This is a genomic window from Tepidibacter mesophilus (assembly GCF_002724055.1).
Lineage (GTDB): Bacteria > Bacillota > Clostridia > Peptostreptococcales > Peptostreptococcaceae > Tepidibacter_A > Tepidibacter_A mesophilus.
Genome location: NZ_BDQY01000006.1, coordinates 64656 through 82813, shown reverse-complemented (window position 1 = coordinate 82813; position 18158 = coordinate 64656). Strand labels below are relative to the sequence as shown.

At 28.4% G+C, this 18158-nt stretch carries 22 protein-coding genes; 19 read left to right on the top strand and 3 right to left on the bottom strand.

Going from position 1 to position 18158, the window contains the following annotated elements; genetic code table 11:
* The first annotated feature begins 75 nt into the window (after nt 1-75).
* The 4 genes from ppnP to proC all read left to right on the top strand — a co-directional run bounded on the left by ppnP (nt 76) and on the right by proC (nt 4562).
* Nucleotides 76-357: a pyrimidine/purine nucleoside phosphorylase gene (gene ppnP / locus Tmeso_RS06125; protein WP_099189282.1), complete on the top strand. Its 282-nt coding sequence runs from the start codon at nt 76-78 to the stop codon at nt 355-357.
* Between the two features lie 76 nt (nt 358-433).
* On the top strand, nt 434-1336 hold the full coding sequence (locus Tmeso_RS06120; RefSeq protein ID WP_099189280.1) for a trans-4-hydroxy-L-proline dehydratase activase: 903 nt from the start codon (nt 434-436) through the stop codon (nt 1334-1336).
* Nucleotides 1337-1340: 4 nt separating this feature from the next.
* On the top strand, nt 1341-3710 hold the full coding sequence (gene hypD, locus Tmeso_RS06115; RefSeq protein ID WP_099189278.1) for a trans-4-hydroxy-L-proline dehydratase: 2370 nt from the start codon (nt 1341-1343) through the stop codon (nt 3708-3710).
* Nucleotides 3711-3761: 51 nt separating this feature from the next.
* Nucleotides 3762-4562 carry a pyrroline-5-carboxylate reductase gene (gene proC, locus Tmeso_RS06110; RefSeq protein ID WP_099189276.1) on the top strand — a complete coding sequence of 267 codons (801 nt, stop codon included), beginning with the start codon at nt 3762-3764 and terminating at the stop codon, nt 4560-4562.
* Nucleotides 4563-4593: 31 nt separating this feature from the next.
* Here proC and Tmeso_RS06105 read toward each other — a convergent pair whose 3' ends face one another.
* The 3 genes from Tmeso_RS06105 to Tmeso_RS06100 all read right to left on the bottom strand — a co-directional run bounded on the left by Tmeso_RS06105 (nt 4594) and on the right by Tmeso_RS06100 (nt 6435).
* On the bottom strand, nt 4594-4866 hold the full coding sequence (locus Tmeso_RS06105; RefSeq protein WP_099189274.1) for a hypothetical protein: 273 nt from the start codon (nt 4864-4866) through the stop codon (nt 4594-4596).
* A 181-nt stretch (nt 4867-5047) separates the two neighbouring features.
* Entirely contained in the window at nt 5048-5200 is a 153-nt protein-coding gene (locus Tmeso_RS16365; RefSeq protein ID WP_187296246.1) for a hypothetical protein, read from the bottom strand.
* A gap of 143 nt (nt 5201-5343) precedes the next feature.
* Nucleotides 5344-6435: an AI-2E family transporter gene (locus Tmeso_RS06100; RefSeq protein ID WP_099189272.1), complete on the bottom strand. Its 1092-nt coding sequence runs from the start codon at nt 6433-6435 to the stop codon at nt 5344-5346.
* A gap of 199 nt (nt 6436-6634) precedes the next feature.
* Between Tmeso_RS06100 and Tmeso_RS06095 the strand changes: the two genes are divergently transcribed.
* From Tmeso_RS06095 to Tmeso_RS06025, 15 genes are all read left to right on the top strand, one after another.
* Nucleotides 6635-7342 (top strand): pseudouridine synthase, encoded by a 708-nt coding sequence (locus tag Tmeso_RS06095; protein ID WP_099189270.1) that lies wholly within the window; start codon nt 6635-6637, stop codon nt 7340-7342.
* Between the two features lie 17 nt (nt 7343-7359).
* Entirely contained in the window at nt 7360-7791 is a 432-nt protein-coding gene (locus Tmeso_RS06090; RefSeq protein WP_099189268.1) for a GNAT family N-acetyltransferase, read from the top strand.
* A gap of 273 nt (nt 7792-8064) precedes the next feature.
* A complete protein-coding gene (locus tag Tmeso_RS06085) occupies nt 8065-8289 on the top strand; it encodes an indolepyruvate ferredoxin oxidoreductase subunit alpha (protein ID WP_207653830.1) in 225 nt (74 codons plus the stop codon).
* Nucleotides 8282-9433: a 2-oxoacid:acceptor oxidoreductase subunit alpha gene (locus Tmeso_RS06080; RefSeq protein ID WP_099189266.1), complete on the top strand. Its 1152-nt coding sequence runs from the start codon at nt 8282-8284 to the stop codon at nt 9431-9433. The genes Tmeso_RS06085 and Tmeso_RS06080 overlap by 8 nt, the downstream gene beginning before the upstream one ends.
* The gene (locus Tmeso_RS06075; RefSeq protein ID WP_099189264.1) at nt 9418-10245 is read left to right on the top strand and encodes a 2-oxoacid:ferredoxin oxidoreductase subunit beta; all 828 of its coding nucleotides are present in this window, start codon (nt 9418-9420) and stop codon (nt 10243-10245) included. Before Tmeso_RS06080 ends, Tmeso_RS06075 begins: the two co-directional genes overlap by 16 nt.
* Nucleotides 10242-10787, top strand: a complete 546-nt coding sequence (locus Tmeso_RS06070) for a 2-oxoacid:acceptor oxidoreductase family protein (protein ID WP_099189262.1) — start codon at nt 10242-10244, stop codon at nt 10785-10787. The genes Tmeso_RS06075 and Tmeso_RS06070 overlap by 4 nt, the downstream gene beginning before the upstream one ends.
* Nucleotides 10788-10794: 7 nt before the next feature.
* The gene (locus tag Tmeso_RS06065; protein ID WP_099189260.1) at nt 10795-11655 is read left to right on the top strand and encodes a MurR/RpiR family transcriptional regulator; all 861 of its coding nucleotides are present in this window, start codon (nt 10795-10797) and stop codon (nt 11653-11655) included.
* Between the two features lie 86 nt (nt 11656-11741).
* Entirely contained in the window at nt 11742-12362 is a 621-nt protein-coding gene (locus Tmeso_RS06060; protein WP_099189258.1) for a histidine phosphatase family protein, read from the top strand.
* Nucleotides 12355-13560, top strand: coding sequence for a BaiN/RdsA family NAD(P)/FAD-dependent oxidoreductase (locus tag Tmeso_RS06055; protein WP_099189255.1), 1206 nt, complete (start codon nt 12355-12357; stop codon nt 13558-13560). Before Tmeso_RS06060 ends, Tmeso_RS06055 begins: the two co-directional genes overlap by 8 nt.
* 35 nt (nt 13561-13595) lie before the next feature.
* Complete coding sequence (aroH, locus tag Tmeso_RS06050) at nt 13596-13967, top strand: chorismate mutase (RefSeq protein WP_099189253.1); 372 nt, start codon at nt 13596-13598, stop codon at nt 13965-13967.
* Between the two features lie 5 nt (nt 13968-13972).
* Entirely contained in the window at nt 13973-14620 is a 648-nt protein-coding gene (cmk, locus tag Tmeso_RS06045) for a (d)CMP kinase (RefSeq protein ID WP_099189252.1), read from the top strand.
* 12 nt (nt 14621-14632) lie between these two features.
* Nucleotides 14633-15226 carry a lysophospholipid acyltransferase family protein gene (locus tag Tmeso_RS06040; RefSeq protein WP_099189250.1) on the top strand — a complete coding sequence of 198 codons (594 nt, stop codon included), beginning with the start codon at nt 14633-14635 and terminating at the stop codon, nt 15224-15226.
* Nucleotides 15227-15238: 12 nt separating this feature from the next.
* Nucleotides 15239-16078: a 4-hydroxy-3-methylbut-2-enyl diphosphate reductase gene (locus Tmeso_RS06035; RefSeq protein WP_099189248.1), complete on the top strand. Its 840-nt coding sequence runs from the start codon at nt 15239-15241 to the stop codon at nt 16076-16078.
* Between the two features lie 30 nt (nt 16079-16108).
* Nucleotides 16109-17152: a 30S ribosomal protein S1 gene (locus Tmeso_RS06030; protein WP_099189246.1), complete on the top strand. Its 1044-nt coding sequence runs from the start codon at nt 16109-16111 to the stop codon at nt 17150-17152.
* Nucleotides 17152-17925 carry a CheR family methyltransferase gene (locus Tmeso_RS06025; protein WP_099189244.1) on the top strand — a complete coding sequence of 258 codons (774 nt, stop codon included), beginning with the start codon at nt 17152-17154 and terminating at the stop codon, nt 17923-17925. The genes Tmeso_RS06030 and Tmeso_RS06025 overlap by 1 nt, the downstream gene beginning before the upstream one ends.
* Nucleotides 17926-18158: the final 233 nt, after the last annotated feature.

The following is an 18158-nucleotide window of genomic DNA, read 5'->3' as shown; positions in this document are numbered from 1 at the left end:
TAACAAGGTTATAGTATAATTAGAGCATGAAGAGGTAAATTATTCATATTAATTATAATAATAGGAGATGATTAAATGTTTAAAACTAATGAATATTTTGATGGGAATGTTAAATCGATTGCATTTCAAACTAACGAAGGACCAGCTACTATTGGAGTTATGGCAGTTGGAAAATATGAGTTTTCTACTTCTAAGAAAGAATTCATGACGGTAACAAGTGGAAAAATGTTAGTTAAGCTTCCTGAAAGTAATGAATGGAAAGAATTCAATAAAAATGAAACTTTTATAGTAGAAGCTGATAAAAAATTCAATGTAGAGGTAAATGAGGAAATGTCTTATGTATGTTTATATAAGTAAAATATTATAATTAAAGTACAGATAGAATTGTATTTTATCTGTACTTTAATCTTCACTTGTCAAGGGGATGGTTTAATTGAAGAACGGTAAAATAATAAATATTCAAAAATATTGTGTTCATGATGGTCCAGGAATTAGAACTACTGTATTTTTTAAAGGATGCCCACTTACTTGCATTTGGTGCCACAATCCTGAAAGTCAAAGGTATAATAGTGAAATAATGTATAATAAAGAAAAATGTAGTAATTGTGGAGAGTGTGAAAAAAGATGTCCGCATGAGTGTATAAAAATGAATGAAGATAAAATTATAAATGATTACAGCATTTGTAGTCAGTGCGAAAATTGTATTGATTTTTGTGTTAATAACGCTAGAGAGCTTGTAGGAAAAGAGTATAGTGTTAATGAACTTATGAAAGAGATAGAAAAAGACAAGGTGTTTTATGAAGAATCTGGTGGGGGAGTTACTTTATCTGGTGGAGAGGTAATGAGTCAAATAGATTTTGTTGAGCATATAGTGAAAAAATGTAAAAGAAAAGGAATGCATGTAGCTATTGATACTTGTGGATATGCGGCTTTTGAAAGTTACGAAAGAATTATAGAAGATGTTGATCTTTTTTTATATGATATTAAGTTAATGAATTCACAAAAACATGAAAAATATGCAGGCAAGCCGAATAAACTTATATTGGATAATTTAGTCATGCTATCTGAAATAGGGGCTAATATAAATCTTAGAGTACCGTTAATACAAGGTATTAACTGTGATGATGAAAATATTGAGAATATGCTTAAATTTATAAAAGATTTAAATATAAGTAGCATAAATTTATTGCCTTATCATGATATAGGTAAAGACAAATATAAAAGATTAAATATGAACTATGAAGATGAATTAATGTCTAAACCATCTGATGATAGATTAGAAGAAATTAAAAATATGTTTGAAAAATATAATTTTAAAGTTAAAATAGGGGGTTAATTCAATGAAAAGAGGTATGAATGAAAGAGTAAAAAAACTTAGAGAACAAAGTATGAATGTTCAGCCGCATATTTCAATAGAAAGAGCATCTTTAATGACTGAAGCTTATAAAAAGTATGCTGGCACTGAAGCTGTTCCAGTTGTTAGAGCTTTGGCTTTTAAGTATTTTATGGAAAATAGAATGCTTTGTATAAATGAAGATGAATTAATAGTAGGTGAAAAAGGAGAAGGGCCTCAATCATCTCCTACTTTTCCGGAACTTTGTTGTCATACATTAGAAGATTTCACCGTTATGGATTCTAGAGAAAAAATATTTTTTAAGGTAAATGAAGAAGCTAGAAAAATTCAAGAAGAAAAAATTATTCCATACTGGGAAAACCGTTCTATAAGAAAAATGATATATGATCATATGACTCCTGACTGGTTGGATTGTTATGAAAATGGAATATTTACTGAATTTATGGAACAAAGAGGACCAGGTCATACGGTTGCAGATGGGAAAATGTATAAAAAAGGATTCTTAGATTTTAAGAAAGATATAGAAGAATCTTTATCTAAGATAGATTATATGAATGATAAAGAAGCCTACGAAAAAGAAAATCAGCTTAAAGCTATGAGCATTTGCTGTGATGCCATAATGATTTATGGAAAACGTTATTCTGAATATACTAAACAGTTAGCTAATAAAGAAACAGATGAAATAAGAAAAAAAGATCTTCTTAAAATAGCTGAAAACTGTGAAGTTGTTCCAGCGAATGCACCTAAAACATTCCATCAAGCTATTCAAATGTATTGGTTTGTTCATATTGGAGTTACTACAGAATTAAATATATGGGATGCATTTAGTCCAGGAAGACTTGATCAACATTTAAATCCTTTCTATGAAAAGGAAGTTGAAGAAGGTGCCTTAACTTCTGATAATGCAAAGGAATTATTAGAATGTCTATGGGTTAAATTCAATAATCAACCAGCTCCTCCAAAAGTAGGTATAACACTAAAGGAAAGTGGAACTTATACTGATTTTGCTAATATAAATACTGGTGGTGTTACATCTGATGGACATGATGGTATAAATGAAGTGAGTTATTTAATATTAGATACTATGGATGAAATGAAGCTACTACAACCTAGTTCTAATGTTCAAATAAGCAAGAAAACCCCTCATGAATTTCTAAAAAGAGCTTGTGAGGTATCTAGAAAAGGATGGGGTCAACCTGCTTTTTATAATACAGATGCTATAATACAAGAGTTGCTTAATGCAGGGAAAAGTGTAGAGGATGCTAGAGAAGGTGGTACTAGTGGTTGTGTTGAAACTGGAGCTTATGGAAAAGAAGCATATATTCTAACTGGTTATATGAACTTACCTAAGATACTAGAACTGACTCTTAATGATGGATATGATAAAATTTCTGGCAAACAATTAGGTATAAAAACGGGAAAAGCTGAAAATTTTAAAAATTATGAAGAATTATTTGAAGCATTCAAAAAGCAATTACACCATTTTGTGGAAATAAAGATTAGAGGAAATAATGTAATAGAGAGTATTTATGCTAAGAATATGCCATCTCCATTTTTATCTATAGTAGTTAGTGATTGTATTAAGGAGGCTAAAGACTATAATGCGGGGGGAGCTAGATATAATACAAATTATATACAAGGTGTAGGCATAGGGACTATAACTGACTCTTTATCTGCGATAAAATATAATGTATATGATAAAAAGAAATTTAGTATGAACGAGTTAATGAAAGCCTTAGATAATGACTTCAAAGGATATGAACAAATACATAACATTGTTTTAAATAAAACTCCTAAATATGGAAATGATGATGATTATGCAGATAAATTAATGCTAGATGCATTTAATGCATTTCATAATGAGGTTACAGATAGAAATAATATGAAGGGCGGATATTATAGAATAAATATGCTTCCTACTACATGTCATGTATATTTTGGAGAAGTGATGGGTGCTAGTGCTAATGGAAGATTAGCTCATAAGCCTTTATCAGAAGGTATATCTCCAGCTAAAGGAGCAGATAGAAATGGACCAACAGCTGTGGTTAAATCAGCAGCAAAGATGGATCATTTAAGAACAGGTGGAACTCTATTAAATCAAAAATTCACACCATCAGTTGTTGCTGGAGATGAAGGTCTTGAGAATATGGCTGCGTTAGTTAAATCTTATTTTGTTATGGATGGACATCACATTCAGTTTAACGTAGTTGATAGGCAACTATTAATAGATGCTCAAAACAATCCAGAAGAATACAGGGATTTAATAGTTAGAGTTGCAGGATACAGTGATCATTTTCACAATTTAAGTAAATCATTACAAGATGAGATAATAGAAAGAACGGAACAAGCCTTTTAGTATTGTTAAGTGATATAATATATATAACTATTTAAAATTTGGAGGTTTACTATGGATAAGGTAATTGGATTTATAGGCTGTGGGAATATGGGAAGAGCAATGATTGGCGGAGTCGTGAAGTCTGGATTATTAAATCCGCAAAATATAATTGTTGCTGATGGATATAAGGGGAGTTTAGATATTGTTTCGAATGAGTATGAGGTTAATACTACAATGGACAATAAAGAATTGGCAAAAACTTCAGATATTATAGTATTGTCTGTAAAGCCAAATGTATATAATATTGTAATTGATGAGATAAAAGATTTTGTTAAAGAAGATGTTGTTATAGTTACTATAGCAGCAGGAAAGACTATTAAAGATGTAGAAAATGCATTTGGAAAAAATATAAAAATGGTTAGAACTATGCCTAACACACCAGCTCTTGTAGGTGAGGGTATGACAGGCATATCCCCTAATAGTAATATATCAAAAGAAGAGGTTGACGAAGTAGTCAATATATTTAAAAGCTTTGGAAAGATAGAAATTATAGATGAAAAGCTGATGGAGGTATTTATATCGACTAGTGGGTCTTCTCCTGCATATGTATTTATGTTTATTGAAGCCATGGCAGATGCGGCTGTAGCTGATGGTATGCCTAGAGATAAAGCCTACAAAATGGCTGCTCAAGCTATCTTAGGATCTGCAAAAATGGTTCTTGAAACTAAAAAACATCCTGGAGAACTTAAAGATATGGTATGCTCACCTGGAGGTACTAGTATAGAAGCAGTTACTACTTTAGAAGAGTATGGATTTAGAACTGCTGTTATTAAAGCAATGAGAGAATGTACTAAAAAAGCTAAAAATATGTAGAAAATACCAGTCTTTTGACTGGTATTTTTGATTAGCAAGAAAAACTATCTATATTTCTAATATCTGTTCCCCAAAATCTCCAACTTCCTCTCATCCATCTAAATCCAGATACAGATGTAGGGCCCACAAATACTAGCCAAGTCCAGAAACTTCGTCCATTTTCAAGCCATATATAAGTGAATTTATAACGGCAGAATCTTATAGCACCTGGATCTACTGCTTTTAAACTAGGACCTTTACTTGACTGCTTAGGTGTATATGAAGGTGGCGGACCTGGTGGTTGTTGATTGTTATAAAAAAACATTTAAATCCCTCCTTTCTTGTATTAATTTATGATATATAGAGCTGAGTTGATACAAGAAAGGAATAAATTGAATGATGTTTCTAGTAGTGAATATATTTGGATTATTTTATAATTTATTTAGTTCAATAAAAATAAAAATGGGCTTATTTTAATAGCCCATTTTTCAGAATTGAGTTTTGATTTATTTAGGTTTTTTATTTTTTTTAGATATTGGTTTGCTTGTATTTTGACTTACAGAACCTGTTTGCTTTGGATGAAGAGCGTTAGGGATATTCAATTCATCTGCAAATTCTAATCTATCATTACATGATTTGTTTTTAGTATTTTTATACATTATATAACCTCCTAAGTTTCGCTTTATATTAATTTAACCAATGGAACGAATTAATATATTTGAACTTTTTTGATTTTTTGTATAAAAATAACTATATCACTTTAGAAATTAATTTCTAAAGCAATATAGCTCTTTTGATTTTTTTATATAATACTCTTATCTTTTAGTTTGATATTTATATATTTTTCAAGTTGTATCTTTGTGATAGCCATTGCAGGAACTCCTAAAAACATACCTGCAATACCAAATAGCCCCCCACCTAATATAACAGCAACTATAATCCACAATGGATTTAAGCCCACTTTATCCCCTAATATTTTAGGGCCAAGGTAAAGCCCATCGAATTGCTGAAGTAATAATATAAATACAGCTACCCAAATAGCTTGTATAGGATTATTTATTAAAGTAATAAGTATAGCTGGGATAGCCCCTATAAATGGACCAAAGTAAGGAATCATATTGGACACACATATGATTATACTTATTAAAAGTGCATAAGGAACTTTAAGCATTAATAGACCTACAAAACATATAATACCTATTATCAAAGAATCTATAGATTTTCCTATTATATATTGAGAAAAAATCTTATTTACTATCTTAAAGAAAGCTATAACTTTATCTGATTTGAATTTTCCTAAAACAGCATATAAAAGTCTTTTAATATTATATATAAGATTTTCTTTATCTTTTAATAGATAAATAGAAATTATAACCCCGAGTATAGCATTAAATAAATTAGAGGTAATATTAATAGCTTGAGTTACTAAATTGGTAGATGTAATATTTAAAAAACCTAATACTTCATTTATTATCTCCTTTAAATTTTCTTTTAAGAAAGGATTACTATATTCGAGTAATTTAGATTTAATTATATTTTCATTTATCCATTTTTGAATTGTGTTCATATATCCTGGAAGATCTTTGGATAAATCATTTATACTATCGATTATTTTAGGAGATAGTATAGTAATAGTAAAATTTATAATACTTATCAATAAAAAGTAAATTAACATTATACTAAAAGATCTTCTCATATTAAACCTTTTTTCAAAATAAATCATTATAGGGTTAAGAAGATATGCAATACAAACGGCCCAAATAAAGGGACTTATCAAAGATAGTGCAGAGTTAAATTTTTCTATAAAGAATTCTGGATTGTTTACAAATTTGAACATAATAAATGCGATTAATAGTAAAAAAATTATGTGTTTAGTTTTATATCTTGAAAGCATTACAAACCTCCTACAAAATAACTTGAGTATTTAAAATATATGATATAAGAGGTATTTTAACACTATATCAAGTCTTTAACAATACAAATTGATTAAAATCTATAGAAAAAAAAGATATATAACTATATAATAAAAAAGTCTTTAGATTAAAGGTTATTAAGAGTAGAGTTTATCAATAAACAAGAAAAGGAGAACTGCTATGAGATTAAATAAATATATGGCATTATGCGGAGTAGCGTCAAGAAGAAAATCTGATGAATTAATAAAAAATAGAAAAGTAAAAGTCAACGGAGAAATAGTAGAAGAACTAGGAATTGATGTTAATGAGAATCAGGATATTATAGAAGTTAATGGGAAAGTAATAATCGCAGAACAAAAAAATATATATGTAATTATAAATAAGCCAGAAGGATATGTTACAACTGTAAAAGACCAATTTAATAGAAAAACAGTATTAGATTTGGTTAAAGATATTGATGAAAGAATATATCCTATTGGAAGGCTTGATTATGAAACATCTGGACTTTTAATATTAACTAATGATGGAAATCTTACATATAGATTAACTCACCCAAAGCATGAAGTTGTTAAAACTTACTTAGCAAGACTTAAATTAGTACCTGATAAAATAAAAATTAAACAATTTGAATCAGGATTAAAAATAGATGACTATGTGACTGCACCAGCAGAATTCAAAATTATAAAAAAGGATGAAAACCAAAGTATATGTGAAATAAAAATACATGAAGGTAAAAATAGACAAGTAAGAAAAATGTGTAAAGCTATAGGTCATCCTGTTTTATCTTTAAAAAGAATATCTATAGGGAATATAGAACTTGGAAATCTTAAAATAGGTGAGTATAGAAACTTAAGCCAAAAAGAAATAAATTATTTAAAATCTTTATAAGTAGAGGTGTAAAAATAATGATAAGTATTTGCAAAATGTATGAAAAAAATGAAATTAAAATTAGAAGTATACTAGATAAAGAAAATATAGATTATGAAAAAATAAAACAAAATATATTATGTGCATATGAAAATGGAGAACTTCTAGGATTTGCAGGATATGAAATAAAAGAGAATATAGCTTTTTTAAGTACAATCAATATATTTGATAAGTCATTAGATATGGTTTTAAAAGATGGGCTTATAAAAGCTTTATTAAATATGGCAGATATTAATGGAATAAATATATTTATAGTTAAAAAATGTGATGAAATAAATTTTTATAAAAATATAGGTTTTAATAATTTAAATAACGAGGAAGTTTTATTTGATGTAGACGAAAATGAATATTTATATTTAAAAATTGCAGATTTTTTCAAAAATCCTTGTAAGAATAAAAAAAAAGATTAGGATGATAGTAAACTTTATAGTTTGTATGAATATAGAAAAAAAGTGATAAAAAATAGCTCTTATATAAAGGGCTATTTTTTATTTTTAAGAAGAGAGATATATATAACAACATGTAAAATATTGGAATTGAGACGTTTCGAATTTTTAGAATAAAGAAAGTTAAATTTCAAAATGAAGGATTATAAAATAAAAATGAAATTTAAATTGCAATATCTCAAAAAGTTTGATAATATGAAATTAATAAAAATTCTAAAATGCATTGGGGGTAAAAAAATGCCAGGGGATGAGAAAAAAATAGTTATAAAAAATGATTGGTGTAAGGGTTGTGGAATATGTGCAGAATTTTGTCCCAAAAAAATTTTGTACATATATAATGATAAGGTAAATATAAAACAAGAAGATGAATGTATAAAATGTGGATTATGTGAAATGAGATGTCCTGATTATGCAATATATTTAGAAGAATTCATGTGTAAGGAGGATAAATCATATGCATAATAATATAAAATTTCTTCAAGGTAATGAAGCTTGTGTACATGGGGCTATATATGCTGGTATGAAATTTTTTGCAGGATATCCAATAACTCCTTCAACTGAAATTGCAGAATTATCAGCTGTAATGTTACCAAAAATTGGAGGAAGATTCATACAAATGGAAGATGAAATAGCAAGTATGGCAGCTGTTATTGGTGGATCATTAGGGGGATTGAAATCAATGACAGCAACTAGTGGTCCTGGATTTTCATTAAAACAAGAAAATATAGGCTATGCATGTATTACAGAGATACCGTGTGTAATTGTAAATGTACAAAGAGGAGGACCAAGTACTGGACTTCCAACCTGCCCGTCTCAAGGAGATGTGATGCAGGCAAAATGGGGTACTCATGGAGATCATCCTATAATAGTATTATCTCCAATAAGTGTTAGTGATACTTTTGAACTTACTGTAAAAGCATTTAATTTTTCTGAAAAATACAGAATGCCTGTAATATTGTTAATGGATGAAGTTATAGCGCATATGAGAGAAAAGGTAATAATACCCAACGAAGGAGATATGGTTGTAGTAGATCGAAAAAAACCCGCGGTAGAAGCAAGTGAGTATAAAGCATATGAATATACTGAGGATTTGGTTCCTGCCATGGCTAACTTTGGAGAAGGATATAGATATAACGTAACAGGACTTGTGCATGATGAAACAGGATTTCCGGTTAATAGTACTGAGGAAGCTGAAAGATTACTAAATAGACTAATGGGGAAAATAAATTCAAATCTTGATGATATATTAATATATGAAGAATATTTAGTTGAGGATTCTAATGTTTTGTTTGTTACATTTGGTTGTATGACAAGATCTACTAAAGAGGCTGTTAATAAGCTTAGAGAGGAAGGCATAAAAGCAGGCATGTTTGTTATAAAAACAATATGGCCATTCCCCGAAGAAAAGATAAAACAAATAAGCAAAGATAAGGATATGATATTTGTTCCAGAGATGAATTTAGGTCAAATAAGACAAGAAGTAGAGCGCGTAGTTAAAACTGATTGTAATATTTATGGGATTAATAAAGCAAATGGAGAAATTATAACCCCTGAGTATATAAATGAGTGCGTAAAGGAGGTATTGGGAAAATGCCTAGCAAAGTAATAAAAAATAATTTTAGAGTAGAGAGACTTCCACATATTTGGTGTCCTGGATGTGGTCATGGAATATTGATGAGGGCTATAGCTGTTGCTATAGAAGAATTAAATTTAGATAAAGATAAGATATGTATAGTATCTGGAATCGGATGTTCATCAAGAGCAGCTGGATATATGGATTTTAATACATTGCATACAACGCACGGAAGAGCAATTGCGTTTGCAACTGGTCTTAAAGTTGCAAATCCTGACTTAAAAGTTATAGTTATATCTGGAGATGGAGATTCTAGTGCTATTGGTGGAAATCATTTAATACATGCGTGTCGAAGAAACATAGACATAACAACTATTATATTTAATAATAATATATATGGAATGACAGGCGGACAATATTCTCCTACAACTCCAAATAAAGAAAAGGGTACTACCGCGCCTTATGGAAATATAGATAAAGCATTTGATATTTGTGAACTAGCATCAGGTGCAGGTGCTACTTATGTAGCTAGATCTACAGTATATCATGTTAAAAAAATGATTGAATATGTAAAAAAAGCTATAAATCATAAAGGATTTTCTTTAGTAGAGGGAGCAAGCGTTTGCCCTACTTATTATGGAAGAAAAAATAAAAAAGGCAGTGCAGTTGATTTAATAAAAGGGATGAAAGATAATTTTGTGGATATATCAGCTAAAGATAAATTAAATAAAGATGATATAAAAAATAAAATATTTATGGGAGAATTTAAAAATGTTCAAGAACCTGAATATATAGAAGAATACTTTAAGATTATAGATATGTTTAAAAAGGAGGTGTCTATGTGAAAAAGGAATTAAGATTAACAGGATCTGGAGGTCAAGGGTTAATACTTGCCGGTATAATATTAGCTGAAAGTGTTATAAAAAATGGATTTAATGCAGTTCAAAGTCAATCATATGGACCAGAAGCTAGAGGAGGTGCCAGTAAGTCAGAGGTTATAATAAGCGATAAAGATATAAATTATCCAAAAGTTAATAGCCCAGATTTACTTTTATGCTTAACACAAAAATCTTTTGATAAATATGCAAAAAATATAAAGAAAAAATCAATATTGCTAGTTGATTCTTGTGTTAATATAGGGGATAATATAGGTACTGACTTTTGTTATAAGATACCTATAATAGATACAGCCAAAGAAAAAATAGGAAAACAAATGGTTTCAAATATAGTTGCTTTAGGAGCTATTAAAGAACTTATTGAGGATATCGAGGACGAAAGTTTGAAAGAATCAATATTAGCAAGAGTACCTCAAGGAAGTGAAAATTTAAATATAAAAGCTTTTAACGAAGGGAAAATGTTGATAAAAAATATATCAAATAGGAGTTAAATTTTATATGGAAGAAGCTAGAGATTTAATTGTCATAATAAAAGAACAGTTCCCTAAATTAAGTAAAGGACAAAAACTTATTGCTCAGTTTATACTTGCAAACTATGATAAAGCAGCTTTTATGACTGCTGGGAAATTAGGTGAAAAAGTAGGTGTAAGTGAATCGACTGTAGTTAGATTTGCTAACGCATTAGGATTTGATGGATATCCTAAGCTTCAAAAATCACTGCAAGAGCTTATAAAGACAAAACTTACTACTGTTCAAAGGGTAGAGATGTCTAAAGAGTATTCTAATGATTGGACGATACTTAAAAAAGTATTAAAATCTGATATAGAAAATATAAAAACAACTATAGAAGAATTAGATGAAGAAAGTTTCCAAAAAGGAATAAACAAAATATTAAAGGCAAAGAAAATATATATAGTAGGTCTTAGAAGTTCAACTGCTGTAGCTGAATATTTAGGTTTTTACTTAAATATAATTTTAGACAACGTAAACATAGTGAGTTATGGAATAAGTGATGTATTTGAGCAAATTCTAAAAGTTACAGAAGATGATCTAGTAATAGCTATAAGCTTTCCAAGATATTCAAAAAGAACATTTGAACTAGCAAATTATGCAAAAAAACAAGGAGCTAGTATAATAGCATTAACAGATAGTATACTTGCACCTGTTGCATCTATATGTGAAGAAATTATACCGGTTAAGAGTAATATGGCATCGTTTGTTGATTCTTTAGTTGCTCCTTTAAGTGTTGCAAATGCAATAATAGTTGCTATAGGTATGAGGAAAAAAGAAGAAATAAAAGAGTATTTTGATAAATTGGAAACTATATGGAAAGAATACCATGTTTATGATGAGAAATAGGAAGTTTTCCTATTTCTTTTTTATTTTCATGATATTTATTATATAATATTTATTTGGAATTATAATAAATAATAGGAGGAATATATATGAATACATTTTTTATAGTAAGACATGGAGAAACTTTTTGGAATATAGATGGAAGAACTCAAGGGCATGGAGATTCGAAACTAACTGAAAATGGAATAGAACAAGCTCGAAAACTTGCTAAAAAGCTTTCAAAATATAACATAGATTATATATATAGTAGTGATCTTGGTAGGACCATTCAAACCTCTGAAATGATTTCTGATACTTTGAATAGAAAAGTAGAATATAAAGAAAATCTTAGAGAAATAAATTTTGGGGATTGGGAAGGTCTTACAATAGAAGAAATAAAAAGGAGCTACCAGGATGTTTATACTGTTTGGAGAAATAATCCTCATAAAGCCTTAATACCTAAAGCAGAAAGTTTATACGAATTAAAAAAAAGATTATTGACTTGTATAAATGAATTAAATGAAAAGCATGATAATTCTAATATAGTGCTAGTATCTCATGGCATGTCTATAAAAGTATTATTATTAAGTTTGCTAGAAAGTGAATTGTCAAATATATATAGAATAAAACAAGATAATACAGCCTTAAATATAGTAGAATTTAGAGATTATGGACCTGTAATAATAAAGACTAATGATACAAGTCATTTGGAAGGTGGAAAATATGAGTAAAGTTATTGTAATTGGTGGTGGACCAGCAGGTATGATATCTGCAATAGAAGCTGCTAAAAATAATGAAGTGATGTTGATAGAGAAAAACAAAGAGTTAGGGAAAAAATTGAAAATAACAGGAGGCGGAAGGTGCAACCTAACTAACATGAGAGATATAGATGACTTTTTAAAAAAAATAATAAAAAATCCTAAATTTCTATATAGTAGCTTGTATACTTTTACTAATTTGGATCTTTTAGAATTTTTTAAAAACCGAGGGGTTGAATTTAAAATAGAAGAAGATTTTAAGGTTTATCCTCAAAAAGATAGTTCTGATATAATAATAAATACTTTACATGATGAGTTAGATAGAGTTGGAGTAAAAGTAATATATGAAAAAACACTTATAGATATTGTTGTTGAAAATGAAGAAATTAAAGGTGTGATTTTGGACGAAAACCATATAATAAAAGCTGATAAAGTGATAATTGCTACGGGTGGACATTCTTATCCTAAGACAGGCTCTGATGGTAAAATTCATAATATACTTAAAAAACATGGAGAAAGTATAACTAAAATATATCCTGCTTTAGTACCTCTTGTATTTAGGGAAGATTGGATAAAAAATTTGCAGGGAATTTCATTGAAAAATATAAAGATATCTGCAAAATATTTTAAAAATAAAAAGATAGACATGTATGGAGATATTTTATTTGCACACTTTGGATTGACTGGGCCCGTTATACTTAATTTATCTTCTTATATAAATAAATATTTACAGGATGGGGATATTGAATTAAACTTTGACTTTATTCCAAATGTTACAAAAGATGAAGTGCGTAAAGTTATAAGAAAGAATAATAATAAAAGTATATATAATAACTTAAAAGAAATTCTTCCAGTTAATTTTACAAAACATTTATTAGAATACTTAAATATTGATAAAAAGCCAAATAATTTAACAAAAGAAGAAGAAAATAAGATAGTAGATAGTATAAAAGAACTAAAATTAAGATGTAAAGAAACCAAAAGTATAAATGAGGCTATAGTCACTTCTGGAGGAATAAGTGTTAAATCTATTAATTCATCTACTATGGAATCAAAGGTTATAAGAAATCTATATTATGCTGGAGAAGTTATTGATATAGAGGGTTTAACAGGAGGATATAATCTTCAAATTGCCTTTTCCACAGGCTATCTAGCTGGTATAAGTGTATAAAGTTTGATATAATATTGATTTGCGATGGTGATAAAATGAAGACATTAGCTATAAGAGGTGCTACTACTGTAGAAAAAAATGAAAAACTATGTATCCTAAATGAAACAAAAATACTAATACAAAAGATAATAGATACTAATAGTTTAAAAGAAGATGACATAGTTAGCATTATATTTACTATGACAAGAGATTTAGATGAAGTATACCCTTCGGTTGCTGTAAGAGAATTGTTGGGTTTTAATGATATTCCTCTTTTGAATTTTGAAGAAAAGTATATAAAAAATAGTTTAGATAGATGCATAAGAGTTATGATGCATGTAAATACGCATATAGAAAAAGATAAAATATTTCATATTTATTTGAACGAAGCAAAAAAATTAAGAACAGATTTAAAGGGTAAGGAGTGAATCTAATGAATAATATAGTTATAGCAATAGATGGACCAGCAGGAGCAGGGAAAAGTACTATTGCAAAAATAATATCAAATAGGCTTAATATAAACTATATAGACACAGGAGCTATGTACAGAGCGATTACATATAAAGCTATAAGAGATGGAATTGATATTAATGATGAAAAATCTTTAATAGAAATGGCAAAAAAAACTCAAATAGATTTTAAGGATAATAATATATACCTGGATAATGAAATTGTAAATGAAGAGATAAGAACTTTAGGTGTAAGTGGAAATGTTTCAAAAGTTGCACAAATAAAAGAAATAAGAGAGATAATGGTTAATTTACAAAGGAAAATGGGCAAAAGATACTCTGTAATAATGGATGGTAGAGATATTGGAAGTTATGTATTTAAAGATGCAAACCTTAAGTTTTATTTAACAGCTGGTATAAATGAAAGAGCAAGAAGAAGATATAAGGAATTAAAAGAAAAAGGGCACAATATAAATTTAGATGATATAGTTAATGACATTAAAAATAGGGATGAAATAGACTCAAAAAGATTATTTGCTCCACTTGTTAAAGCAACTGATGCTGTAGAAATAGATACGACTAGCAAAAATATAGAAGAAGTAGTCTCGGATATAATGGAGTATGTAAAATAGGAGGAGAGTTATTTGGGATTATACGAGGTGTGTACAGGTATATTTATTCCGATTATAAGTATATTTTATAAAATAGAGGTAGTAGGAAAAGAAAATGTTCCTGTGGATGAACCTCTGATATTTGCTTCAAATCATAAAAACAATTTAGATCCTATGTTAATCGGATCCTTTATGCCAAGGAAGGTTTCTTATATGGCGAAAAAGGAACTTTTTAAAAACAAGATAGTAGGATATTTTTTAAAAAATATAAATGTTTTTCCTGTTGATAGAAGTAAAACAGATATATCTACTATAAAGACAGCTCTTAAAATATTGAAATCAAATGGAGCTTTGGGAATATTTCCGGAAGGTACTAGAATTAAACAAGAAAACTTAGGAAAAGCAAAAGCTGGGACAAGTATGCTGTCAATTAGAGGAAAAGCTAGAGTTTGTCCTGTATCTATAATAGCTACCTATAAATTATTTAGTAAAATCACTATATACATAGATAAACCTATAAGCTTTGAGTCATACTATGGAGAAAAATTAAATTCAAAGGATTATGAAAATTTAAGTCAACAGGTTCTAGATATTATAAGTAAAAATATAAGTAAATATTCAGGTTAAGGAGGGATGTATTTGAAATTTAAAGTTGCTGATTATGCCGGATTTTGTTTTGGAGTACAACGAGCTATGGGTATGGCATGGGAAGAACTAGAAATGATGCATGAAGATGAGGTTTATTCACTAGGTCCGCTTATACATAATAAACAAGCTGTAAAGATATATGAGGATAAAGGTTTAAAAATCGTAGATGACCTAGATAAAGTTAATCAAAAATCGAAGGTTATAATAAGATCTCATGGAGTGTCAAAACATATATATACAAATGCTGTAGAGAAGAATCTTAAAGTTATAGATGCTACTTGTCCTTTTGTAAAAAAAATACAGGATATAGCTAATGAATACTATAATAAAGGATATAAAATTATAATAGTAGGAGATAAAGATCATCCAGAAGTTGTAGGAATAAATGGTTGGTGTGATAATGAAGCTATAATTATAAAAAATATAGAGGATTTGAGTGAAATTCCTAGAAAGTATAAAAAGTATTGTGTTGTTGCACAAACTACTATAAATTTGAGTATGTATCAAGAAATAAGTGAACAATTAAAAAAAATTTTGGAAGATGTTACTATACACAATACGATTTGTTTAGCTACTAGAGACAGGCAAAAATCAGCAAGTGAACTTTCGCAAGAAGTGGATTGTATGATTGTAATCGGAGGAAAACATAGTTCAAATACTCAAAAATTGGTTAATATATGCGAAAAAAATGTTAAAACATATCATGTAGAAACTGTAAGTGATTTAGATGAGAATGATATAAAAAAATATTCTTTTGTTGGTATAACAGCAGGAGCATCAACCCCTAGTTGGATAATAGAAGATGTAATAAAATTTATAAAAAATATTTAATTAAAATAAATGCAAGGGAGAGATAGATAAATGAGTAATGAAATGGAACAACTGCTTAAAGAAGAGAATTTATTTAAAACTATAAAAGTAGGCCAAAATGTAGAGGGGAAAGTTATTTTAGAGAAGTATGATGAATATTATATTGATTTAAATTATAAGACTGATGGCGTTCTTCCTAAATCAGAGGTTTGCGAGGATGAAGATATAAAAGTTGGAGATTCTATCAATGTTAAAGTCATAAAAATCGATAGAAACTCAGGAGATGTAGTAGTTTCTAATAAAAGAGCTCAAGAAGCGAAATTATGGAATGAATTGAAGATAGGACAGATTATAGATGTTAAGGTGACTGATGAATCTAATAGTGGACTTATAGTAAGTTATAAAAACATAAGAGGATTTATTCCACTTAGCCATATAAATATTAAATATATTAATAATATAGATTTTAAAGAATATAAAGACAAAATTATGAATTGTGAAATTATAGATGTAGATTCTAGTAAAAAAAGATTTGTTCTTTCAAGAAAAAACATCTTAATTAAAGAGGAAGAAAAGAAAAAATTAAATTTCATGGAGAATGTAAAACCTGGAGACTTATTAGAGGGTACAGTTAAAAATATAAAGGATTATGGAGTGTTTGTAGATTTAGATGGCTTTGTAGGACTTGTTCATAATTCTGAATTATCTTGGGCTAGAAAGTATGAGTGTGAATATAAAATAGGAGATTTAGTGAAGGTTAAAGTTATATCTTTAGATAAAGAAACTCAAAGACTTGCTCTTAGTATAAAGGCATTACAAAAAAGACCTTGGGATGAGTTTATAGAAAACAACAATGTAGGAGATATTATAGAGGGTAAGGTGAAAGTAGTTAAAGATTATGGAGTTTTTGTAAAATTAAACGATATAGTTGATGGGTTTGTACACATATCTAATATTTCCTATGAGTTTGTAAAAAATCCAAAAGATGTAGTTAAAGTAGATGAGAACGTTAAAGTCAAAATAATAAATATTGATAATGAAAATGAGAAGATAGAGCTTACTATGAACATAAATGAGGAGGGAGTAGAACTTTAATGAAGGGATATGATCTTTTTAAAGATAAAATTTATAAAAAAACAGGAATAAATCTTTCTTTATATAAAGAAAAGCAAATGAGTAGAAGATTAGAGTCATTAGCTATAAGAAATGGATATGATGATTTTGAAAAATATTTTGATGCTATAAATAAAAATCTCGATTTATTCAATGAATTTATAAACTATATGACTATAAATGTGTCAGAATTTTATAGAAATTTAGAGCAATGGGTAGTTATGGAGAATACTATAATTCCTGAACTTATAAAAAAAAATAAAAACCTGAAAATATGGAGTGCTGCTTGTTCTACAGGTGAGGAACCTTATTCGTTAGTTATGCTACTTAGTAAATTTATGCCTTTAAATAAGATCAATATTATTGCAACTGACCTTGATAAAGAGGCCATGGCTAAGGCTAAAATAGGAATGTATCAAGAAAAAAGTCTGAGGAATCTACCTAAAGAATTTATAAGTAAATACTTTGAAAAAAAATTAGATAGATTTGTAATAAAAGAAGAAATAAAAAATAGAGTTACATTTAAAAGACATAATTTATTAGAGGATAAGTATATAGACAATTGTGATTTAATAGTTTGTAGGAATGTAATGATATATTTTACAGAAGAAGCTAAATCTAGTATATACTCAAATTTTAGTAAATCATTAAATAGTAATGGTGTTTTGTTTGTTGGAAGCACTGAACAAATAATAATGCCCAATAAATATAATTTAAAGCCTATAAAAACATTTTTTTATGGTAAGTCAAATTAAAGAAATACTGTTGATTAAATTAGTCAACAGTATTTCTTTATAAATAAAAAGTAGCTTAATATTTGTTGGTTATATGAGGGTATGAAACAGCATGAAGCGAATTTTTATATACTAAGGTATTATATGATTTTCAATTTAAGGATAATATTGATGAAAGAACTGCAGCATCAGCTATTTTGAGCAACTGAGCCCGTAGGACTCGTTGGCGACATGAGCCATGCGTTAGCATGAAG